We start from the raw sequence: 23051 nt of genomic DNA, 5'->3' as shown, positions 1-23051 counted from the left end.
ATGAAAAAAATGGGACGCATGCACGCCATTTTCATTAAGCAGTATTTAAAACAGATCATGGAATACAAGGTCGATTTTTTCGTAGGGGTTTTGGGTGTCTTTTTAACCCAGGGCTTGAATCTTTTATTTCTAAAGGTGATTTTTCAGCATATTCCTAGTTTAGAAGGCTGGTCCTTTCAACAAATTGCCTTTATCTATGGTTTTTCTTTGATACCAAAGGGTATTGATCATCTTTTCTTTGATAATCTTTGGGCCATTGGCCAACGTTTGGTTCGGCGAGGAGACTTTGATAAGTATCTGACACGCCCACTCAATCCCCTCTTTCATGTCTTGGTTGAAACCTTTCAGGTTGATGCACTTGGGGAATTGTTGGTGGCTCTGCTTTTATTAGGCTCAACCTTCTCAAGTGTCCATTGGACAGCGATGAAAATCTTTCTGTTTTTTGTAACCATTCCTTTTGCGACCTTGATTTACACCTCACTAAAGATTGCAACAGCAAGTATTGCCTTTTGGACCAAGCAATCAGGTGCAGTCACTTATATTTTTTACATGTTTAATGATTTTGCCAAATACCCCATGTCTATTTACAATCCTGTCTTACGTTGGGTGCTTAGCTTTGTCATTCCCTTTGCCTTTACAGCCTATTACCCAGCAGCCTATTTTTTAAATGGTCAGGGGCTCTTCTTTAACATCGGAGGCCTCATTCTAATATCCCTTCTGATTTTTGTCCTTGCTTTAAAAATTTGGCATTTAGGACTAGAGGCTTACGAAAGCGCAGGATCTTAAAAAGAAGTTAGGAAATTTTCCTAACTTCTTTCAGTTTGAAGAAAAAGTCATTTTTTGATACCTTCCTTAGGTGCTTCCGGACGGTAGCGACTTCTTTTAATAATTCCATACCTAACTTTCGAGCCTAGGGTCTCGAAAGTTCCGAGTGTCTAAAATGTTGCTATTAAAGGCATTTTAGACACTTTCAGCACGGCGGAGGTATCGTGAATCCGCTCGCGTTTGCTCGCAGAAACAGGAAATTTAGTGATAGCCTGCAGAGCTTCTTAGCTTATTTGTCTAGGTAAATAGGGTTTGTCTACAGTCTGAAGAAGTTAGGAAATTTTCCTAACTTCTTTTGTTATCTTTACCAAGCGAAGGCGTTGGTTGGTGCTTTGAGGTAGTCTAACCAAATGGGGTCTTTCAAGCGGGCTAGGGTTACCGATATGCCGGTCATATCTAGGCTGGTCATGTATTTATCGTTTTTAATATAGGCAATATCTAATCCTTCTAAATCTAAGAGTTGGCCTAGATCATTGAGGAAGATACCTTGTTCTAATTCCGTTGTGGTCCCTAAATTATTGACTAGGAGGATGAAGGCATCCTTTTCCTGCCAATGGAATTTCATTTGTAACTTATTAGTGATTTCCACCGCCAGTTGTTCAGAGGATGAAAATGGTACAGTTCGATAGCCTTCTTCACCGTGGATGCCGATTCCAAAAGAGATGTCGTTTTTTGGCAGGTCGAAAAGTGGTAGGGCGGCATTAGGGATAGTCGCTGATTTTGTTGCGAAGCCAATGGTCGCAATCTCAGTAGCAAGCCCAAAGGCGACTTGCTCCAGTTCATCCAAATCTGCCCCCAGAAGCGCAGCTTGTCCCAAAATCTTATGCAAAAGAATGGTGCCAGCAAGCCCCCTGTGTCGCATCTGAAAATTCTTCTTAGGCTCGACCGAAATGTCATCATGAGAGACGATGTATTTAACAGCAATGCCCTCGTTTCGAGCTTGATGAATAGCCTTGCTAAATTCGCGGATATCGGCCTCGAAATTTTTAATGATGACGAAAACGCCCCTTCCTTTGTTAAGGAATCGCAGAGCTTCTAAGATTTGTTCCCAACTTGGAGGCGTGAAGAGGTCTCCATAAACAGCTGCCGTCAGCATGCCGTCGCCCACAAAACCGATATGGGCCGGTTCATGTCCAGAACCACCGCCAGAAAGAATGGGGATCAGGTCTGGGTTCTGGTTTCGATTGTAAATGATTGGTTGATCAGGAAGCTTGGCCAGATGGGGATGCGCCAGTAGCATGCCTTTCATGTAATGCTCAATCATTTTATTTCTATGATTTAAAATGGTAACCATGACTTAACCTCCTTTCATACTAGCTAGAATTGTCTTTTTAATTAGGTTGGTTTCCGGTTTGACAGCCTCTGAAGTCACAAAGGCCCGAATCATATTAGCCAAAGCTCGGGAATGGTAAGTTTTTAAAAATGATCGATAGTTAGCATCCAAACTCATATTGGCTTTTGTTTCTTGCTCTGAAATAATTTTTTCTAAAAGGACCAAACAATAATCACCGAAGTAGGTGTAAAAATCATTTTGATCTTTAATCGCAAACAATTGAGCATAAAAGTTTTTATTGTTGCTGAAGTAGAAGAGGAGCTCGTCAAGAAGCTGAAAACCCGTAATATAGTTCAAATTATTGGTAACCTGCTCTTGCAGTTCCGTCTCAAAAATCCAATCCAGGAGTTCATATTTATCGACAAAATGATTATAGAATGTCTGTCTACGAATACCAGCACGATCCATGATATCGACGACTGATATTTTTTCGAAAGGCTTGCTGTCCAGTTCTTTTTTAAAAGCCTTAGCAATCCGTTTCTTAGTAATCAAAGATGCTGTCATATCAGACCTCCTTCCCATTTTTGTCTCTTTATCTTATTATACTTTATCAAAAATAATGAGGAAAGTATAAGGACAAATTCCACATTTTGTCCCTTACCAAAAAGAGGAGATTTCGATAAACTGAAAGCGTAAACAAAATTTTTAGTTTTAGGGAGGAAGCCCAAATGAAAAAAATTATGAACCAAGCTGAAACCATTGTTGACGATATGTTAAAAGGTTTCGCTTTTATCCACTCGGACTTAGTAGAACGCCTGGATGGCTATGATGTTATTGTCCGTAAAGCTGAAAAATCAGGTAAAGTTGCCCTCATCTCAGGTGGTGGATCTGGACATGAGCCTTCTCATGCTGGATTTGTTGGCCAAGGAATGCTTTCGGCAGCCATTTGTGGAGCTGTTTTCACTTCACCAACACCTGACCAAATTTTAGAAGCTATCAAAGCAGCCGATGAAGGCGCAGGTGTCTTTATGGTTATCAAAAACTATTCAGGCGACATCATGAACTTTGAAATGGCCCAAGAAATGGCTGAAATGGAAGGTATTGAAGTTTCTAGCGTCGTAGTTGATGATGATATTGCTGTGGAGAATAGCCTCTACACACAAGGCCGACGTGGTGTAGCAGGGACTATCCTTGTCCACAAGATCTTAGGACATGCTGCGCGTGAAGGTAAATCTCTAGCAGATATCAAAGCCTTAGCAGATCAATTGGTTCCAAATATCAAAACTATTGGCCTAGCCCTATCTGGTGCAACTGTTCCAGAAGTTGGCAAACCAGGCTTTGTCTTAGAAGATGATGAATTTGAATATGGAGTTGGTATTCATGGTGAACCAGGCTATAAAAAAGAAAAATTACAATCCTCAGCAGTCTTAGCTAAAGAATTGGTTGAAAAATTAGTAGCTAGCTTTGAACTAAAAGAGGGTGATCGCTATGGTCTATTGATTAACGGACTAGGTGCAACACCATTAATGGAACAATATGTTTTTGCTAATGATGTGGCAAAATTATTGGCTGAAAAAGGTGTAGGAGTTAGCTTCAAGAAAATTGGTGATTACATGACCTCTATTGATATGGCTGGCTTGTCATTGACCCTAATCAAGCTTGAAGACGACCACTGGGTAGAAGCTCTTAAAACAGACGTTATCACACCAGCATGGTAAGGAGGACAAGATGCAAGTAGAACAAGCAATGAAATGGATGACATTATTTAATGATAAAATCCAAGTTAACAAAGACTATTTAAGTCAGTTGGACACACCAATTGGAGACGGTGATCACGGTGGCAACATGGCCCGTGGTATGTCAGCAGTTATGGAAAACTTAGAAGGTAAAGATTTCGACAATGCCTCTGATGTCTTTAAAGTAGTCGCTATGCAATTATTAGGAAAAGTCGGTGGTGCTTCAGGTCCTCTATATGGCTCAGCCTTTATGGGGATCACCAAGTCAGTTGATCAGATGTCACTAGCTGATAGCTTGCAAGCAGGCCTTGATATGATTCAAAAACGAGGCAAGGCAGAACTTGGCGAAAAAACCATGGTAGATGTTTGGACACCAGTTATCCAAGCCCTTAAAGATGGCAAATTGACTAAAACTGCTCTTGAAGAGATGGTTCTAGCAACCAAGGATATCCAAGCTACAAAAGGACGTGCTTCTTATGTAGGAGAACGTTCTGTCGGTCATATTGACCCAGGCTCATTTTCTTCAGGTCTCTTATTTGAAGCCATGATAGAAGCAGAGGTGATCTAATGTCAGATTTAGGAATTATCATTGTATCGCATTCTAAAAATATTGCTCAAGGGGTTGTAGATTTGATTTCAGAAGTGGCAACTGATGTAGCCATTACCTATGTTGGTGGGACAGAAGACGGCGGAATCGGAACTAGCTTTGACCAAGTTCAAGCTATTGTTGAAGAAAATCCTAAAGAAGAACTCTTGGCCTTTTTCGATCTTGGTTCAGCACGTATGAACATTGAAATGGTCTCTGATTTTTCTGACAAAGAAATTATACTCAACGTTGTTCCAATCGTTGAAGGTGCTTACACAGCAGCAGCTCTTCTTCAGGCTGGTGCGGATAAGGAAGCCATCTTGCAACAGTTAAAAGAATTGGAAATCAATAAATAAGGAGATTAGCATGAACTTTATAGGTGAATTATTAGGTACCTTGGTCTTGGTACTTTTAGGTGATGGTGTTGTTTCTGCTTGTATTTTGAACAAAACTAAGGCACAAAACAGTGGCTGGATCGCTATTGTTTTAGGATGGGGCGTAGCAGTGAGCATTGCTGTCTACATCAGTGGATTTTTGAGTGGCGCACATTTAAATCCTGCAGTAACCATAGCCTTAGCTGCTACAGGAGCATTTTCTTGGGGACAAGTTCCTATCTACTTACTAGCACAATTCCTTGGAGCAGGCTTAGGTGCTATCCTTGTTTACCTGCATTACTACCCACATTGGAAAGAAACTGAGGATGCTGGCACTATCTTGGCTTGTTTCTCAACTGGCCCAGCTATCCGCCACACCTGGTCAAACCTATTAGGTGAAGCCCTAGGAACTGCTGTCCTTGTCATTACGGTTATGGCTATCGGACCTAACAAGGTTGCAGATGGCTTAGGTCCAATCATTGTTGGTTTAGTGGTTATTGCTGTAGGCTTCTCTCTTGGTGCGACAACAGGTTATGCCATTAACCCAGCTCGTGATTTAGGCCCTCGTATCATACATGCTATTTTACCAATTCCAAACAAAGGAGACTCAGACTGGTCTTACGCTTGGATACCAGTAGTCGGCCCAATCCTTGGTGGTGTTGTGGGAGCTCTGCTTTACCAACTAGTCCTAGCAATCTTATAAGAGAAAAATCTAGCAAGCATTATAAAATATCTCTTGAACTCATATCAACAAAAAAGGCGAACAATTCCACCTAGTGGAGGTTGTTTGCTTTTTCTTTTTTAGGCTATATAGGCTATAATAGTAAAAAAGGTGAGTGAGAAATGAGAAGTGAGATGTCAGAAAACAACCCTATTATCAACCGTTATAAGAGGCTTTCCTTTTTATCTAAGATAGGATGGACCAAAGATGATCTTGCCCTATTTCAAGATCAAAAGGTCATAGACTACCGTATTGGTTCTCCTATTTTTTATCAGTTCTGGCAAGGTGCAAAGGACATGAAAGAGCCCAAGCAAGTCTTAAAAATCCTCTTAGATAGTATTGGCATGCCTTTGGAATTAAGTGGTGATCTAGAAGAAACACAGACAATTCTAAGCCATTTTGATCCCAATTTATCCCCAGATGCTCCTTTTTGGTCAGAACTGGCAGCCTTAGTTGATAAATCCTTTCCAGGGCGAAGCTTGGAAAAAGAAGGTCCTTTAGAAAAGAGACTGCATCAGTTTCGTTATATCATTTCCAGCCAGCAAGCCCAGTACATCAGAAGTCATTTTAAGAGGGAAGAAATGACAGATGCTTATGCTTTAGCAGAATTTTTAAAGACAAAAAAAGGAAGCAGCTTTTTAAGGAAAAAAGTTGATTATTCTTTAAAAGAATCTGCTAGACTTCATAATAAATTAAAGTTTGACAATAAAGAAGCCATCTTTCCAGATCAGGAAATCTCTTATAATATCAAGCTACTCATTCATTTCCATACAGAGTTTATCTTGGATAGCGATGGCAATTTTCTTAATGAAGTAGATGCTGAAAAAATAACAGAACGTGGCCTTGTCAATGGTGCCAGTTTTAATTATGGAACTGATGGAGACAGGCATTGGGATTTAGATGTCTCTCCCATCAGCCAACATGATCCCAGTTTTCGCAACTCTCAAACAAAGGGCTTTCATTCCCCAAAATTTATTCATAAAAAAAGATTCCAAAAAGAGCAGCTGGCTGATTTTGACTGGTCTTATTTTAACCCTAAGGGTTACTTTGCTCGAAATGGCAGGAGCAGCTTTTCTCATGTTAGAAGGCAGGCCAGAAAATTTAGGTGGAAGATTCGTTATCTGAAACTTAAATCCATTTTAAAAAAATTGTTAGCTTAAACATAAAAAAACAAACTAACCAATAAGATAGTTTGCATTTGATGTGAACTGTTGTTTTTAACAACAGTTTTTTTAGTTAGCCTGTGACCATTTCTTAGCTAAAGACCGTGAAAAACTTGAAATTAAAAAATTAATTACAAAGTATATGACCGTGATAAATGCGTAGAGAGCAAAAACCTGGTCGGCTTGAAAGTATTTCCCCATTAAAATCTGGCTCTTACCAAATAATTCCTGAATAGCAATGACAGAATACAGAAGGGAAGTATCCTTAATAACTGTTACAAATTGTGAAATAATAGCTGGCAACATTTTTCGGATAGCCTGCGGAAAAACAATTAACAAGAATACCTGAGTAGCTGACATTCCCTGAGCTAGTCCAGCTTCGGTTTGGCCGTGGTCAACCCCATTTAAGCCCCCACGGATAATCTCTGCCAAAGCAGCTGAAGTAAAGACGGTAAATGCAGTAATACCAGCAGGAGTTGATTTCATCTGGAAAACTAAAAAGATAATAAATATCCATAGCAAGTTGGGCACATTTCTGACAAATTCAATATAAATACTAGCCAGAATTTTTAAAAGCCAGTGCTTACCATTACGCATGATAGCAAGAAAGGTACCGATGATTGTTGATAGTATGATAGATACCAGAGAAATATAAAGTGTTAAGGCTAGACCTTGTAAAACAAAAGAAAGGTTAGCAGCAGTAAATAATTGTGACATGATCTTTCCTCCCTTTATACAGAATAAGTCTTTTTGTTAGCTTCTTCTTTGCGCCTAGCCCAGTTGGCCAAGGGATAACACATGATGAAGTATAAAATGGCTGCCCCTGCAAAGGCTGGAACATAGTTGGTGGTGTCATAAGCCCAGGCCTTAGCAGTAAACATAATATCTGCTCCTGAGATAATGGCAACAATTGACGTGTTCTTGATCAGATTGACCACTTGGTTAGTCATAGGTGGTAAGATAGTTCTGACTGCCTGAGGTAGAATAATTAAACTCATGGTTTGCTCATAGGAGAAGCCCTGTGAAAGAGCTGCCTCAATTTGTCCCTTGGGAACAGCTTCAATACCTGACCTAATCACCTCAGCAATATAGGCACCGTGGTAGACCCCAACGCATAAGACAGCTGTTAAAAAGGTTGAAATCATGATATGACCGTTAGACATAATGGCCAGGCCATAATAAACAAAAACAAATTGAACCAAAAGAGGTGTATTTTGGTAAATTTCAACGTAAATACGAGCTATTTTATTTAAAAAGGATCTCTTTGCTGTCGACATGGCACCAAAAACAAGCCCAAGTAATAAGGCTAGAATCAGTGCACAGATAGAGATAGCCAAAGTATAGAGGAAAGATTCAAGGAAAATCGGACTAGCAGCAAAGAAAGCTTTCCATCTTGACAGTGCAAAGGGGCTAGTAGTTGCTAAAAAATTCATGGTTAAGCTCCTTTCTTAGTTTTAGATTGTGCTGGTTTGAGGTTAAACTTGTCATAGATCTTTTTGAGACTGCCATTCTTAGACCATTTTGTCACCAGTCCATTGATATAACGTGTCAGGTCTTTATTAGCTTTTGTGCTAGCAATACCATAAGATTGTTGGTTAAAACCGCCTGATAAAATCTTAGTTTTTCGGCTGGTATAACCAGTTAAAATAGACTTGTCTACGGAGAAAGCATCAATACGCTTAGCATAAAGCGAAATAGCTAACTCTGGGTAGGAACCCAGTTGCACAAATTTAAAATCAAGCTTATGAGCTTTGCCATATTCTTCAATAGCTGCCTTTGTCGTTGACCCCTGAGCCACCCCAATGGTTTGATGGTTCAAATCTTTAATGGTAGAGATCTTGCTATCTTTATTGACAAGGAAACCAACTTCATCAAGATAGTAAGGCTTAGAAAAAGAATAACTTGCCTGTCTTTCTGGTGTGATGGTGTAAGTAGCAATAATGATGTCTAATTGACCGTTGTCCAGTAAGGCTTCCCGAGTTTGAGCAGTTACAGCAGTAAAATCGGCTTTAACACCTAGTGACTTTGCTATTTTCTTGGCAATGTCAATTTCCATGCCTTCATATTTGCCGCTATCAGCGCTATAATAGCCAAAATTAGGAACGTCCTGTTTGACGCCCACTCTTAAAAGACCAGACTTTTTAATTTTTTTGATGGCTGGACTAGAAAGTAAAGGATTTTCCTCAGCTCTGACCAGGTTCCAGCTTGCCAGGGAGAAAAGGGTGAGTAGACATAGAATGATTAGTTTTTGTAGTCTTTTCATATCACAGCCCCCACTCTTAAGATCTAACTTTTTTCTTAGCTTGGACTTTTTCACTGGTATGATTAATAATCTTACTTAAGAATTGCTGAGCGCGTGGGTCTTTTGGATGATCAAAAAATCCTGCAACGTCTGTTGTGTCTTCTAGGACTTCCCCTTCAGCCATAAAGATAATCCGGTCTGCCACCTCTCTGGCAAAGCCCATTTCGTGGGTTACAACAACCATGTTGGTTCCTTGAGAAGCAAGGTTTTGCATGACAGCTAAAACATCCCCAATGGTCTCAGGGTCAAGAGCAGAAGTTGGCTCATCAAAAAGCAAAATTTCCGGGCTCATTGCTAGACCTCGGGCAATAGCTATTCTTTGCTTTTGTCCACCTGAAAGCATAGAAGGATAGGAATCCTTCCTGTCCCACATGTTAACAAAGGTTAGGTACTTCTCAGCAATTTCTTCGGCTTCACTTTTAGAAAGTCCCAGTACTTTTATAGGGGCCAGAGTAATGTTTTCTAACACCGTTTTGTGTGGGTATAGGTTAAAGTGCTGGAAGACCATGCCAACTTCCTTACGAAGGGCAACAAGAGCCTTAGAAGAAGAATTAACAATCTCCTTACCGTTGACTTTCAGACTGCCTGTTTCAATTTTTTCAAGAGCATTGATAGTTCTGATTAATGTAGATTTTCCTGATCCAGATGGACCTAAGAGAACAACAACCTGACCGTTTTCAATGGATAAATTAATATTTTTTAGAGCGTGGTAATCACCATAGTATTTTTCAACATTTTTAAATTCTATTAGGGCCAAAGCGTTCTCCTCTTTCAGTATTATGTTAGGTTTTCTGACACAGAAAACGGATGATTTATTTTATCATAAACAACCTGTTTTGTCAATATTTTCAGAATTTTTAGAGAGATGATGGAAAAGTCCTCTTTTATAGCTACAATTGTCAATTATGAGCAAATTTTGGTATAATCATAGGAAGATCAATAAGTTTGAACACCCTAGACTATTTGCAAGCGGGTGGTGCTAAATAAAAGACAATAAATTTAGGAGTATTAAAAATGAAAAAAATTCTTATTGTGGATGATGAAAAGCCCATTTCAGATATCATCAAATTTAATCTTACTAAAGAAGGTTATGATATCGTTACAGCTTTTGATGGTCGTGAGGCAGTAAACTTATACGAAGAAGAAAAGCCAGACTTAGTCATTTTAGATTTAATGCTACCTGAACTAGATGGCTTGGAAGTGGCTAAGGAAATCCGTAAAACAAGCCATATTCCCATTATTATGCTTTCAGCTAAGGACAGTGAATTTGACAAGGTCATTGGTCTAGAGATTGGTGCCGATGACTATGTGACAAAGCCCTTTTCAAATCGTGAATTGCTAGCGCGGGTTAAGGCTCACTTACGACGTACAGAAACCATCGAAACAGCAGTAGCTGAAGAAAATGCAACTTCTGGTAGTCAAGAAATTATAATTGGTGACTTACAAATTTTACCAGAAGCTTTTTTAGCTAAGAAACATGGCAAGGAAGTTGAGTTGACTCACCGTGAATTTGAGTTACTCCACCATTTGGCAAATCATATTGGACAAGTTATGACCCGTGAACACCTGCTAGAAACTGTTTGGGGATATGATTACTTTGGAGATGTTAGGACTGTGGATGTGACTGTTCGCAGACTAAGAGAAAAAATTGAAGACACACCAAGCCGTCCTGAGTATATCTTAACAAGGCGTGGAGTTGGTTACTATATGAAATCACATGACTAAAAATATTATTGGCAATTTATCATTATTTGAACTAGCAATACTCTTCTTACTCGTTTTTGTTGCGATCTATTTCATTCATCTAGCCTTTAGAGATTATCGTAATGCAAAGATTATCAGACAGATGAGTTTTAAGATCAGAGACCTCATCAATGGCCGCTATACAGACGATATCAGCGGACGTGCGGATTTTGAATTGATTGAGTTATCTGAGCAGCTTAATGATCTATCAGATGTTTTTCGACTAACTCATGAAAATTTGGCCCAAGAAAAAAATAGGCTGGCCAGTATCTTAGCCTATATGACTGATGGCGTTTTAGCTACCAATAGGTCCGGTCAGATCATGATGATCAATGAAACAGCACAAAAACAGCTAAACATCAGTCGTGAAGAGGCTCTGGATATGAATATCACAGACCTGCTAGGTAGTGACTCGCCATACACCTACCGTGAATTAGTCTCTAAGACACCTATCATTAATCTAAATAGACGTGATGAAACTGGAGAATTCATCAACTTACGTTTACGCTTTGCCTTAAACAGAAGAGAAAGTGGCTTTATTTCGGGTCTGGTACTGGTCTTGCACGACACCACTGAACAAGAAAAAGAAGAGCGCGAACGTAGATTGTTTGTATCAAATGTTAGTCATGAGTTGAGAACCCCTTTAACTTCAGTTAAATCCTATCTTGAAGCCCTAGACGAAGGAGCTCTCAAGGAAGATATCGCTCCAAGCTTTATTAAGGTATCTTTAGATGAAACAAACCGGATGATGCGTATGATCTCTGATTTGTTAAATCTTTCTCGAATCGATAATCAGGTTACTAATTTAGCTGTGGAAATGACCAATTTCACTGTTTTTATAACCTCGATTTTAAACCGTTTTGATCTAGTAAGAAATCAGAACACAGTATCTGGTAAAAGTTATGAAATTGTAAGAGATTATCCTATAAATTCAGTCTGGGTGGAAATTGATAATGACAAAATGACTCAGGTGGTCGAAAACATTCTAAACAATGCCATCAAGTATTCACCCGATGGTGGTAAAATCACAGTTAAAATGAAGACAACGGATAATCAGTTAATTATTTCCATTTCGGATCAGGGACTTGGTATCCCTAAAAAAGATCTTCCTTTAATTTTTGACCGCTTTTACCGTGTTGATAAAGCCAGAAGTAGAGAGCAAGGTGGTACTGGCCTAGGACTGGCCATTGCTAAAGAAATTGTTAAACAACATCATGGCTTTATATGGGCAAAAAGTGATTATGGTAAGGGTTCAACCTTCACCATCGTCTTACCTTATGAAAGAGATGTTGTTACTGATGTCGAAGATGGATGGGAGGACGATATAGATTAATTTATGAACGAAGACGGATTTAAATATAGTATATTAGCTTCTGGATCAACAGGAAATAGCTTTTACATTGAAACACCAAAGAAAAAATTATTGGTTGATGCGGGGCTAACAGGAAAGAAAATCAGCAGTTTACTAGCTGAAATAGATCGAAAACCAGAAGACTTGGATGCCATCTTAATCACTCATGAACATTCTGATCATATTAAGGGTGTGGGTATCCTAGCAAGGAAATACCATTTAGATATATATGCCAATCAAAAAACTTGGCAAATAATAGATGAACGTCAGATGATCGGCAAGATTGATAGTAGTCAAAAGCATATCTTTGAACGTGATAAAACACTGACCTTTGGGGACTTGGATATTGAGAGCTTTGGAGTTAGCCATGACGCCGTAGATCCTCAGTTCTATCGCTTTATGAAAGATAAGAAGTCATTTGTCATGTTAACTGACACAGGATATGTTAGTGATCGCATGTCAGGTATTATTGAAAATGCAGATGCCTACTTAATAGAATCAAATCATGACATTGAAATATTAAGATCAGGAACCTATCCTTGGAGCTTAAAACAAAGGATTCTATCTGACAAAGGACACCTTTCTAATGAGGATGGAGCAGGTGCTATGATTAGAAGCATGGGCTACAAAACCAAAAAGATCTACCTAGGTCACCTCAGTAAAGAAAACAATATTAAAGAGTTAGCCCACATGACAATGGAAAACCAATTGTCTATGGCAGATCTAGCAGTGGGAAGAGATTTTGAGGTTTTAGACACCTCACCAGATACTGCTTGCCCACTTTCAGACATATAAGTGATGAATTTCTCATAAAAAATCAGCTAGGACAAGTCTTCTAGCTGTTTTTTTGATATAATATAAAAGGCCTGTTGACAGGAATTGAAAAGGAGAAACCATGGAAAAATTAGATCTTTTACTTGAGAAGTCTTTTAACATTGTATTTGCGGATAAAAACTTATTGGAAACGGCCTTTACCCATACATCCTATGCAAATGAGCATCGCCTCCTAAACATTTCACATAATGAACGCTTGGAATTTTTAGGAGACGCTGTCCTCCAGTTGATTATTTCAGAATACTTATTTGCCAAATACCCTGACAAACCTGAAGGTGATCTATCTAAGTTAAGGTCAATGATTGTTCGTGAAGAAAGTTTGGCTGGTTTCTCACGCTTTTGCTCATTTGATACCTATATCAAGCTAGGAAAAGGTGAAGAAAAATCAGGAGGTCGTGACCGGGATACTATTTTGGGAGACCTTTTTGAAGCCTTTTTGGGTGCCTTGCTATTAGATAAAGGTGTTGACGCTGTGCGACAATTCCTAAAACAGGTTATGATTTCCCAGGTTGAAAAAGGCAATTTTGAAAAAGTTAAAGATTATAAAACAAGCTTGCAAGAAGTCTTACAAGCCAATGGTGATATTATTATTGACTATAAAGTCATCCATGAAAGCGGTCCAGCACACGCCAAACGTTTTGAAGTTGCAGTCTATGCTAACCAAGAAATCCTTAGCAAAGGGACAGGGAAGTCAAAGAAATTAGCTGAACAAAAGGCGGCCCAAAATGCACTCAAAAAGTTAAGCGAGGTTTAAATGTTTTTAAAAAAAATTGAAATGCAGGGCTTTAAATCTTTTGCTGATAAAACCAAAATTGAGTTTGATAAAGGAGTAACTGCAGTCGTAGGGCCAAATGGGTCCGGAAAAAGTAATGTCACAGAGAGCCTTCGTTGGGCTTTGGGAGAATCCAGTGCTAAAAGCCTCCGTGGTGGAAAAATGCCAGACATTATCTTTTCTGGGACAGAAAGTCGTAATGCCTTAAACTTTGCTGAAGTTGCCATCACCTTAGATAATTCAGATGGTTTTATCAAGGGAGCTCAAAAAGAAATAAGAGTGGAAAGACACATCTACCGTAATGGAGATAGCGACTACCTGATTGATGGTAAAAAAGTAAGACTACGTGATATTCATGAACTCTTTTTGGATACCGGCTTAGGACGGGATTCCTTTTCAATTATTTCTCAGGGAAGAGTTGAAGAAATCTTCAACAGCAAACCCGAAGAAAGAAGAGCCATATTTGAAGAGGCAGCAGGAGTCTTGAAATATAAGACCCGGAAAAAAGAAACCCAAAGTAAGCTTAATCAAACTCAAGATAACTTGGATCGCCTAGAAGATATTATCTATGAATTAGAAACCCAGGTAAAACCACTTGAGAAACAGGCCAAGATCGCCAAAGAATTTCTTCTTCTTGATGACCAAAGAAAACAATTACAGATTGATATTCTAGTAGAAGATGTTAAGCACAATAAGGATCTTCAAAGTCAAAAGGCAGAAGCCCTAGAGGCCCTAGAGGCCGATTTGAAAAACTACTATGCTACTAGGGATAGGTTAGAAGAAGAAAATCAACAGTTAAAACAAAAACGCCAAAGGATAGCTGCAGAGATTGATCACAAGCAAGCAGACCTGTTAGAATTAACAAAATTATTGTCAAACCTAGAAAGACAGATTGATCTCATAAAGCTTGAAAGCAATCAAAAAAATGAAAAGAAACTTGAAGCTGATACGAGAATAGCTGAGCTTCAAAGCCAGCTTTCTCATTACCAAGAAGAACTACAACAGAAAAAATCTGCCCTAGAATTGCTGGAAGCGGACCTAGTAGATCTCAGTGCAAAATCAAAGGCTACTGAGCAAGAATTGCAACGGTTCTCTGATGATCCAGACCAACTGATTGAACATTTGCGTGAAGATTTTGTGCGTCTCATGCAAAATGAGGCAGAACTTTCAAACCAACTAACAGCTCTGCTATCAGACATTGAAAAAGAGAGCCAGGCAAAAGAAGACCTGGCTCTTGAATATCAAGAAATCAAAATCAAGGTCGACCACTTAAAGGCTGAAAATGACCAAAATAGTGCTGAGCTTGAAGCTAAAGAGGCTCAGTTGCAGGACTTATTAAAGAGCTACCAGTCCCTTGAAAGAGAAATTCAAGAAGATGAAGTCATCTATCAACAGGCTCAAAGCCAACTTTTTGACATCTTGGATCAAAAAAAAGCCAAAGAAGCCAGACGAGCTAGCTTAGAATCTATTCAGAAAAATCATAGTCAGTTCTATGCAGGAGTGCGTTCAGTCCTTCAGAATGCCAAAGGTATAGGGGGAATTCTAGGAGCTGTCAGTGAACACCTCAGTTTTGAAAAAGAGTACCAACTGGCCCTAGAAATTGCCTTAGGTGCAAGCAGCCAAAATATCATTGTTGAAAATGAGGCAGCAGCTAAGAGAGCTATTGAATACCTTAAGAAAAACCGCCAGGGGCGCGCAACATTTTTGCCACTGACAACCATTAAGGCAAGACAACTCAATGACAGCCATCAAAAACTGGCAGAAAAGTGTCAAGGTTTTATAGGGACGGCCGAATCCTTGGTGACCTATGAAGAAAAATTAGGCAATATTTTTAAAAATTTACTGACGACAACCTTAATCTTTGACAGTCTAGACCATGCTAATCAGGCAGCTAAAAAATTACAGTACAAGGTAAGGATCATTACCTTAGATGGTACTGAACTAAGACCAGGTGGTTCCTTCTCAGGGGGTGCCAACCGGCAGAACAACACAACCTTTATCAAGCCTGAATTGGACCAAATTACAAGTGACATTGAAAAGTTAAATAAGCACTTAAAAGAAAAAGAGAAAAGCGTCGCTGCTCTTCAAGAAAATTTGAAGAGCTCCAAAGAAGAATTGGAGACGCTCAAAAGAAAGGGCGAAACAGCCAGATTTGAAGAACAAAAAGCACGTTTTAATTACCAGCTAACACAAGACAGTCTGAACGATTCTGAAAAAGTGCTCAAGGCTATTGAAGAGAATCAAAGTGAGGAAGAAAGCCAGCTATACCGAGAAGAACAAGAAACTTTAGAGAAGAACTTACAGACCATTTCATTGAAAAAAGAAGCTCTAAGTAAGGAAATTGATGAGATCAAAAACAACAAAGAGCTGATCAATGAGAAAAAGGCTTCCCTATCAGAGGACCTGGCCCAACTCAGACTGAAAGAACGTGATTTATTAAGTGAAAAAAGATTTGAAAAATCCAATTGCGACCGCTTGAGCTCTGACATTAATCAGACTAGCCAAAACATCGCTAAATTACAAGAACTCATAGACAATCAACTGTCAGAAGAAGATATTAGTAAGCTTCCAGATTTAGAGAAACAACAAGGAGAAATTAGAGAAGCTAAAGAAAAAGTCGAGCAAAGACTGGTTCAACTACGCTTTGAAAGTGAAGACAACCAGGCCTTACTTGAAGAACTTGAAAGTAAACTCCTACTTGAACAGGAAAAAAATGAAAACTTTATCCGTAAGCAAACGAAATTAGAATCAGAAATAGAACAACTTTCTGATCTCTTGATTACTTATGCAAGAAGTTTATCAGAAGATTTCCAACTGACCTTTGAAGAAGCTGCACTAATGGCAAATTCTCTGGAAAATATTCAACTAGCTAAAAACGACTTGAAAACCATCCAAAAAAGTATAAAAGCCCTAGGTCCAATAAATAGCGATGCTATTGAACAGTACGAAGAAGTAGCTGAAAGATTGGCCTTTCTAAGCCATCAAAAAGCTGACCTATCTAAGGCTAAAAACCTATTGTTAGATACTATTGGACAGATGGATAGTGAGGTTAAAGCGCGCTTTAAGGTGACCTTTGAAGCCATCAGAGAAAGCTTTAAAGAAACCTTTAAACAAATGTTTGGTGGAGGTTCAGCTGATCTCTTATTAACAGATGGCGATCTTTTGTTAGCTGGGGTTGACATAGCTGTCCAACCACCAGGTAAGAAGATACAATCTTTAAATTTAATGTCAGGCGGCGAAAAAGCTTTATCAGCCTTGGCCCTTTTGTTTGCCATTATCAGAGTCAAGACCATTCCCTTTGTCATTTTGGATGAGGTAGAAGCAGCCCTTGATGAAGCAAATGTCAAACGTTTTGGTGACTACTTAAATCGTTTTGACAAGGATAGTCAATTCATTGTTGTCACTCACAGAAAAGGGACCATGGCAGCTGCTGATAGCATTTATGGAATCACCATGCAGGAATCTGGTGTTTCAAAAGTCGTTTCAGTAAAATTGAAAGACTCCAAAAATTTAACTTTCTTGGCCTAAAAAAGCAAAAAGTAGAAAGGTGAGGAAAATGATAAAATTAGTCGCAACAGATATGGACGGGACTTTTCTTAAAGAAGATGGCACTTATAATAAACAGCGTCTGGCTAAACTCTTACCCAAATTAGAAGAAAAAGGTATTGTTTTTGCTGTTTCCAGTGGACGGTCTTTGCTGGCCATTGATGAATTGTTTAAAGAGCATTTGGATAAGATTGCAGTCATTGCTGAAAATGGTTCCCTTGTACAGTACAAGGGAGAGCTTATCTTTGCTGATTTTATGACTAAGGAACAGTATAGTGAAATAGCTCAAACTATCCTAATTAATCCCTATTACGTACAGACTGGAACTTTATTTTCAGGACAAAAGGCCGCCTATATCCTAGAAGGAGCAAGCCAAGCCTATGTCCAAAAGATGAATCATTACTATGAAAAAGTCAAGCTTATTTCTAGCTTTGATGAGATGGATCATGATTCTATTTTTAAGGTGACAACTACCTTTACAAGCGAAACTGTCTTAGAGGGTAGTGATTGGTTAGATAAGCGTATTCCCTATGTTACAGCCGTAACAACCGGCTTTGAGTCCATTGATATTATCTTAGAAGAAGTTAATAAAGGCTTTGGACTGGACCACCTTTGCCAAGCATTACAAATTTCTCCTGATCAGGTTATTGCCTTTGGTGATAACTTCAATGACTTACAAATGCTTGATTATGCTGGCACAGCTATTGCTACAGAAAATGCCAGACTTGAGATTAAGGCCGTAGCTGACCAGCTTATTGGTCATTGTAATCAGGAATCTGTTTTAGAATACTTAGAAAGGTTAGTTGAGAATGAATGATGTTAAAATACTGGCATTAGATTTGGACGGAACCCTTTTGAATTCTGAAAAAATCGTGACCGATGCCAATAAAGCAGCCTTAGCTGCTGCTAGAGAAAAGGGAATTAAAGTGGTTATTACCACGGGACGCCCTCTAGCTGCTATTGAAGCCCTGCTGGAAGATTTGGACTTGATTAGTGATGAAGATTATGCCATTACCTTCAATGGCGGACTGGTTCAAAGAAATACAGGCCAGATCCTAGATAAAACTGGCCTAAGCTTTGACCAAATTGCCTACATTCATAAGATTTTAAAACCTGATGATTTACCTACAGATATTTTATGTGACAGTATTGTTTATAGCATCTCTGGCAAGAATGGCCGCAAATCCCTATACCATCTGGCCAATCCTATGTTAGAATTTATAGAAATAGAGCAGCTAGAAGACCTACCAAAAGACACTTTCTTTAATAAGGTTGTAACGGTTACTGATCCTGATTATTTAGATGGAAAGTTAAAAACTTTAGATCCTGACCTTTTCAATGATTTTGAAAGCTTTAAATCACGAGATATTATCTTTGAATTAATGCCTAAAGGCATTCATAAGGCTTTTGGTCTACAACTTTTATGTCAGCATCTTGGTTTAGAAGCTAAAAACGTTATGGCCATAGGTGATGAAGCCAATGATTTTACCATGCTCCAATGGGCTGGTCTAGGCGTTGCCATGGCTAACGGTGTTGATGATGCTAAAAACATTGCAGATAAAGTCACAAGCCTAACCAATGATCAATCAGGTGTAGCCGAAGCTATTGAAAAATATATTTTAAATGGAGAAGACTAATGGGACTTTTTGACAGATTATTTGGCAAGAAAAAAGAAGAAAATAAACCTAAAGATCCTGATCACAGCTTAGAAACAAATGAAGTAGAAGACAAAGAAGCAGTAGCTACTGACAAAGAACAGACCGAACTGTCACAGACGGAGCCAGAAGCTTTTCCTACTTCCTTAGATCAAGATCAAACAGATAGTAGTCAAACAGCTATAAATGAAGAAACTTTCTCTACTGTTAAAGAAGCTGAAAGTCAGTCTGAAGGCACAGACAGCATAGAAAGCAGTCAAAGTGAGTTCAGAGCAGCTGAAGACTCTTTCTATTCTCATTCTCAGGCAAGTGAGGAAATTCAAGAAGATAGCATAAATCCTAGTTTATCTGAGAATGATCAGGATAATGTCCTAGAAGAAGTTCAAGAACAGGCAGAAGTAGAGCAAGAGCCCAAGGAAAGCGACCAAGAAAAGTATGATCGCAGCTTGAAAAAAACCAGAACAGGTTTTGCAGCCCGCCTAAATTCCTTCTTTGCTAATTTCCGCTCTGTGGATGAAGAGTTCTTTGAAGAATTAGAAGAAATGCTTATCTTGTCTGATGTGGGAGTGACAGTTGCAACACGCTTAACAGAAGACCTCCGTCAGGAAGCCAAACTTGAAAATGCTAAAAAACCAGAAGCCCTCAGGCGCGTGATTATTGAAAAACTTGTTGACATCTATGAGAAAGATGACACCTACAAGGAAAAAATCAATTATCAAGATGGCCTAACAGTTATGCTATTTATAGGTGTTAATGGAGTTGGTAAAACGACTTCTATTGGGAAATTGGCCTACCGCTATAAGGTAGAAGGCAAAAAGGTCATGCTGGTTGCGGCTGATACCTTCCGTGCTGGAGCAGTTGCTCAGCTTGCAGAGTGGGGCCGTCGAGTGGATGTTCCTGTGATCATGGGAGCTGAAAAAGCTGACCCTGCTTCAGTGGTTTTTGATGGTGTAGAAAGAGCAGTAGCTGAAGGAGTTGATATTCTTCTTATTGACACAGCAGGACGTCTGCAAAATAAGGAAAACCTGATGGCAGAGCTTGAGAAAATGGGACGGATTATCAAACGTGTCATCCCAGATGCACCCCATGAAACTCTCCTAGCTCTTGATGCCTCAACTGGACAAAATGCCTTAAGTCAGGCAAAAGAATTCTCAAAAATCATGCCTCTAACTGGACTAATCCTAACTAAACTTGATGGAACAGCCAAAGGTGGGGTGGTCCTAGCCATTCGAGAAGAACTAGACATTCCCGTGAAATTCATTGGTTTTGGTGAAAAAGTGGATGACATTGGTGAATTTGATTCAACAGACTTCATGCGTGGACTTTTAGGCAACATCATTTAAAGAGACAAGAAAGTGGTAAGAAATGCCAAATCAAGAAATAGACCTTCTGCGCTACAAGGATCTAGCTGCCCAAAAACAGGCGGAACACCGGAAGTTCCTAGCAGCTCTCAAGAAAAAACCTCCTAAAAATTTGGATAAGATAGTGCAAGAAGTACACAGAGAAGTCTTTTACGAAATTGATTGCACCAAGTGTGCCAATTGTTGTAAAACCTTAGGACCACTCTTTACAGAAGCTGATGTCGAACGCATTTCCAAACATTTTAGAATGAAATTATCAGCTTTTGAAGACATGTATCTGGAAGTTGATGAAGATAATGATAAGGTCTTCAAAAGCATGCCCTGTCCTTTTTTAGGAGAGGACAATCTTTGTAGTATCTATGATGTTAGGCCAAAGGCTTGTCGGGAATTTCCTCACACTGATCGCAAAAAGATTTACCAAATCAATCACCTAACAATTAAAAATACCCTAACCTGCCCAGCAGCCTACCTTTTTGTAGAAAAAATAAGAAGCAGAATCTAAAAGAGCTCTGGGAAAACCTCCCACAAAGAGCCAACTTTTCAAAATCAAAATAGTAAAACCGCATAAAGCCAACCCTTTTTTGAAGAACGTTTTTATGCGGTTTTTGCTATTGTACGAATTTTGTTCAGTTTCAGAGAATAAAAAAATCCTCTACTGCAAGGAGTAGGAGATTTCAGAGCTAGCTAAGAAAAGTATCAAAAGAAAAATGAGATTTAAAAAATACGATAGACGTAAGGATTATCAGGTTTTTTAGTCTCATGTACTTCAGAAATTTCAAGGACTGGTAGGTTTTGAGCCAAACTCTTGTCATATTCTGTATGAAGTCGTCCTTTGACAGTCAACCAGGTATTATTCTTATACTGGGTCTGAGTACCAGTAGTTAAGAGACCATAGACACCTGAGTCGGCTATACAATGGATGATACCAAAGCGAAAGAGAAATTGATACTTCTCATGGCCAGGTTCATTGTAAACAAAGCCAGTGTATTGGATATCACGGTCAGAAAAATCATCAGGATAGAGATAGATCAGCTCCATAATCTCCATATAATTTTCAGAAGTGATGGTCAGAGGTTTTTGACTTCCCTTGTATTTTTTAAGTTCATTCTGCATTTCCCTTTGATAGGCTGACTTGGTAAAATAAAGACTGGTATCAGGCTTCAAATATTGAACACTTGTACCATCTTCACTAACTCCAGAACGAGAGCTGCCAGCAGCCAAGGGGAAGGTGTAACCCTTAGCAGAAACAGTTGTGGAGTCAAGACTAACTGTAGGAACTAGAAGACCAATCAGTACTGGCACCACTAAGATAAAAGGACTTGTCAGCTTTGCCATTTTTCCCTTAAGATGACTATGGATTTTGATATCTTTCATCCAGGTATAAAGTTGCACCAAGGCTAGTATAAAGGAAAGAACCATGGAAATATAGGCTAGGTAAGAGTACTTGATATTAATATATTGATCAAGCTTGCCAGAAAGTTGCAAATACATGGTCAATTCCAGATAGGCAGCCAAAACTAAGAAACGAATCATCTTACCACCTCCACAATTAAACAATACACAGCTATGATGCTGGCAGATACGCCGATAAATTGAAGGATGAAAGGCTTTTTAAAGGCTCTAAGCATCATCATTAGATTTTTAATGTCCACCATTGGGCCAATCAATAAAAAGGCCAGTACAGGTGCTATCCCAAAGGTTGATAAAAGAGAAGCCCCGATAAAAGCGTCAGCCTCACTACACAGAGATAGGATAAAGGCAAGCAGCATCATTAATAAAATAGCAGTCAAGGGATTATGCCCAATAGTTGTTAGCACCTTTGTTGGAATGTAAATCTGCATAGCTGAAGCAATCAGAGACCCAAAAACCAAATAACGTCCTGTATCAAAAAATTCATCAATGGCATGAGCTAAGGCTAGATAAATCTTTTTGTACCAAGGATCTTTGGAATAATCATGAAGATGCACAGGTTCTGCAGTCTCTTTTAAAATGTCTTCATCAACAAAAAAAGCCAGCATAAGACCTAAAGTAATAGCCACGATAATGGCTCCTAAAAGTCTTAAAAATAAAAATCTGAGGGAATTCCCAAAGGCTGAATAAGTCGCAAAAAGAACCACAGGATTGATAATGGGAGCTGTGGCTAGAAAGGGTACAGCAGTATAGCTGGGCACCTTCTTTTCAATAAACCTGTTAATGATAGGAATAATCCCACATTCACAGGAAGGAAAAACAAAGCCAACAAAGGTTCCAAAAAGAATCCTTGGAAATTTCTGCTTAGGGAGGTATTTTTGAACTTTCTCTGGCGTCAGAAAAACCTCAATACAACCAGATAAGATGGTTCCTAGTAAAACAAAAGGTAAAGCTTCAATGATAATAGATAAAAAAATCGCAAACCATTGAAGCATACTTGGTGGAAGATGTGAGAATAAAGTCATCAATCCTGCCCTCCTTTTGAGAGCTTCTTATGAGATTGAACCTTTAGTCTGACTAGATCAAGAGTTGAAGTAGTCATCTTAATCATTTTTCTTTTCTTTCTTGTCTAACTCAGTAAGGATCTTACCTTCAGCATCCACGTTAATAGGCTTATCAAAGCTGGGAATACTAGCAAGTCCAGCCATCATTTTTTCAAGTTCATCATTTTTTTTATGTGTAATAGCCATAAGTCTACCAACTTTCTTTTTAAGGTTACGTCTATTATACTATCATTTTTCAAGAAATGAAAAGATAAAATAGAAGCCAGCCTTCTTTTTTCTATGGTCATTTGAGAGAAAGCCTTTTTTAAAAAGCAGAGCATAGTACCGGCTTATCC

General features: G+C 38.9%; 24 protein-coding genes. 15 read left to right on the top strand and 9 right to left on the bottom strand.

Annotated features, from left to right (window positions below):
* Positions 1-786, top strand: coding sequence for an ABC transporter permease (locus HBN42_RS06675; protein ID WP_165994297.1), 786 nt, complete (start codon positions 1-3; stop codon positions 784-786).
* Between the two features lie 343 nt (positions 787-1129).
* Here HBN42_RS06675 and dhaQ read toward each other — a convergent pair whose 3' ends face one another.
* Both dhaQ and dhaS read right to left on the bottom strand, forming a co-directional pair.
* A complete protein-coding gene (gene dhaQ / locus HBN42_RS06670) occupies positions 1130-2119 on the bottom strand; it encodes a DhaKLM operon coactivator DhaQ (RefSeq protein WP_165994296.1) in 990 nt (329 codons plus the stop codon).
* Positions 2120-2122: 3 nt separating this feature from the next.
* Entirely contained in the window at positions 2123-2662 is a 540-nt protein-coding gene (dhaS, locus tag HBN42_RS06665; protein ID WP_165994295.1) for a dihydroxyacetone kinase transcriptional activator DhaS, read from the bottom strand.
* 164 nt (positions 2663-2826) lie between these two features.
* Here dhaS and dhaK point away from each other — a divergent pair, with 164 nt between their 5' ends.
* The 5 genes from dhaK (at position 2827) to HBN42_RS06640 (ending at position 6675) form a co-directional block, all read left to right on the top strand.
* The gene (gene dhaK / locus HBN42_RS06660) at positions 2827-3816 is read left to right on the top strand and encodes a dihydroxyacetone kinase subunit DhaK (protein WP_165994294.1); all 990 of its coding nucleotides are present in this window, start codon (positions 2827-2829) and stop codon (positions 3814-3816) included.
* Between the two features lie 10 nt (positions 3817-3826).
* Positions 3827-4402 (top strand): dihydroxyacetone kinase subunit DhaL, encoded by a 576-nt coding sequence (dhaL, locus tag HBN42_RS06655; protein WP_165994293.1) that lies wholly within the window; start codon positions 3827-3829, stop codon positions 4400-4402.
* Positions 4402-4776 carry a dihydroxyacetone kinase phosphoryl donor subunit DhaM gene (gene dhaM, locus HBN42_RS06650; protein ID WP_165994292.1) on the top strand — a complete coding sequence of 125 codons (375 nt, stop codon included), beginning with the start codon at positions 4402-4404 and terminating at the stop codon, positions 4774-4776. The genes dhaL and dhaM overlap by 1 nt, the downstream gene beginning before the upstream one ends.
* Positions 4777-4786: 10 nt before the next feature.
* Positions 4787-5497: an MIP/aquaporin family protein gene (locus tag HBN42_RS06645; RefSeq protein ID WP_165994291.1), complete on the top strand. Its 711-nt coding sequence runs from the start codon at positions 4787-4789 to the stop codon at positions 5495-5497.
* Positions 5498-5649: 152 nt separating this feature from the next.
* Positions 5650-6675, top strand: a complete 1026-nt coding sequence (locus tag HBN42_RS06640; RefSeq protein WP_165994290.1) for a DUF3114 domain-containing protein — start codon at positions 5650-5652, stop codon at positions 6673-6675.
* 72 nt (positions 6676-6747) lie between these two features.
* On the opposite strand, the gene HBN42_RS06635 is transcribed toward HBN42_RS06640, so the two are convergent.
* From HBN42_RS06635 to HBN42_RS06620, 4 genes are read right to left on the bottom strand one after another with little or no spacing between them, the layout of a single operon-like run.
* Positions 6748-7395: an amino acid ABC transporter permease gene (locus tag HBN42_RS06635; protein ID WP_165994289.1), complete on the bottom strand. Its 648-nt coding sequence runs from the start codon at positions 7393-7395 to the stop codon at positions 6748-6750.
* 14 nt (positions 7396-7409) lie between these two features.
* Positions 7410-8111 (bottom strand): amino acid ABC transporter permease, encoded by a 702-nt coding sequence (locus HBN42_RS06630; protein WP_165994288.1) that lies wholly within the window; start codon positions 8109-8111, stop codon positions 7410-7412.
* Between the two features lie 2 nt (positions 8112-8113).
* The gene (locus HBN42_RS06625; RefSeq protein ID WP_165994287.1) at positions 8114-8941 is read right to left on the bottom strand and encodes a transporter substrate-binding domain-containing protein; all 828 of its coding nucleotides are present in this window, start codon (positions 8939-8941) and stop codon (positions 8114-8116) included.
* A gap of 16 nt (positions 8942-8957) precedes the next feature.
* The gene (locus HBN42_RS06620) at positions 8958-9737 is read right to left on the bottom strand and encodes an amino acid ABC transporter ATP-binding protein (protein WP_165994286.1); all 780 of its coding nucleotides are present in this window, start codon (positions 9735-9737) and stop codon (positions 8958-8960) included.
* 257 nt (positions 9738-9994) lie between these two features.
* On the opposite strand from HBN42_RS06620, the gene yycF reads away from it, so the two are divergent.
* From yycF to HBN42_RS06575, 9 genes are all read left to right on the top strand, one after another.
* Entirely contained in the window at positions 9995-10705 is a 711-nt protein-coding gene (gene yycF / locus HBN42_RS06615; protein ID WP_165994285.1) for a response regulator YycF, read from the top strand.
* Positions 10698-12056: a cell wall metabolism sensor histidine kinase VicK gene (gene vicK / locus HBN42_RS06610; RefSeq protein WP_165994284.1), complete on the top strand. Its 1359-nt coding sequence runs from the start codon at positions 10698-10700 to the stop codon at positions 12054-12056. The genes yycF and vicK overlap by 8 nt, the downstream gene beginning before the upstream one ends.
* 3 nt (positions 12057-12059) lie before the next feature.
* Positions 12060-12869, top strand: coding sequence for an MBL fold metallo-hydrolase (locus HBN42_RS06605; RefSeq protein WP_165994283.1), 810 nt, complete (start codon positions 12060-12062; stop codon positions 12867-12869).
* Positions 12870-12969: 100 nt separating this feature from the next.
* Positions 12970-13662 (top strand): ribonuclease III, encoded by a 693-nt coding sequence (gene rnc / locus HBN42_RS06600; protein ID WP_165994282.1) that lies wholly within the window; start codon positions 12970-12972, stop codon positions 13660-13662.
* Positions 13663-17208, top strand: a complete 3546-nt coding sequence (gene smc, locus HBN42_RS06595; RefSeq protein ID WP_165994281.1) for a chromosome segregation protein SMC — start codon at positions 13663-13665, stop codon at positions 17206-17208. It abuts the gene before it with no gap.
* Positions 17209-17236: 28 nt separating this feature from the next.
* Positions 17237-18043 (top strand): Cof-type HAD-IIB family hydrolase, encoded by an 807-nt coding sequence (locus HBN42_RS06590; protein ID WP_165994280.1) that lies wholly within the window; start codon positions 17237-17239, stop codon positions 18041-18043.
* Positions 18036-18863 carry a Cof-type HAD-IIB family hydrolase gene (locus tag HBN42_RS06585; protein ID WP_165994279.1) on the top strand — a complete coding sequence of 276 codons (828 nt, stop codon included), beginning with the start codon at positions 18036-18038 and terminating at the stop codon, positions 18861-18863. The genes HBN42_RS06590 and HBN42_RS06585 overlap by 8 nt, the downstream gene beginning before the upstream one ends.
* On the top strand, positions 18863-20224 hold the full coding sequence (ftsY, locus tag HBN42_RS06580) for a signal recognition particle-docking protein FtsY (protein ID WP_165994278.1): 1362 nt from the start codon (positions 18863-18865) through the stop codon (positions 20222-20224). The genes HBN42_RS06585 and ftsY overlap by 1 nt, the downstream gene beginning before the upstream one ends.
* A gap of 22 nt (positions 20225-20246) precedes the next feature.
* Positions 20247-20744: a YkgJ family cysteine cluster protein gene (locus HBN42_RS06575; RefSeq protein ID WP_165994277.1), complete on the top strand. Its 498-nt coding sequence runs from the start codon at positions 20247-20249 to the stop codon at positions 20742-20744.
* A gap of 212 nt (positions 20745-20956) precedes the next feature.
* Here the strand turns inward: HBN42_RS06575 and HBN42_RS06570 are convergent, their stop codons facing one another.
* The 3 genes from HBN42_RS06570 to HBN42_RS06560 form a co-directional block, all read right to left on the bottom strand.
* Positions 20957-21775 (bottom strand): TIGR03943 family putative permease subunit, encoded by an 819-nt coding sequence (locus HBN42_RS06570; RefSeq protein ID WP_165994276.1) that lies wholly within the window; start codon positions 21773-21775, stop codon positions 20957-20959.
* Positions 21772-22677, bottom strand: a complete 906-nt coding sequence (locus HBN42_RS06565) for a permease (protein WP_165994275.1) — start codon at positions 22675-22677, stop codon at positions 21772-21774. The genes HBN42_RS06570 and HBN42_RS06565 overlap by 4 nt, the downstream gene beginning before the upstream one ends.
* 78 nt (positions 22678-22755) lie before the next feature.
* Positions 22756-22902, bottom strand: coding sequence for an SPJ_0845 family protein (locus HBN42_RS06560; RefSeq protein WP_165994274.1), 147 nt, complete (start codon positions 22900-22902; stop codon positions 22756-22758).
* Positions 22903-23051: the final 149 nt, after the last annotated feature.

This window comes from Streptococcus catagoni (genome assembly GCF_011421425.1).
GTDB lineage: Bacteria > Bacillota > Bacilli > Lactobacillales > Streptococcaceae > Streptococcus > Streptococcus catagoni.
The sequence above is the reverse complement of the archived record's forward strand: the minus strand, read 5'-3'. Positions and strand labels throughout refer to the sequence as shown.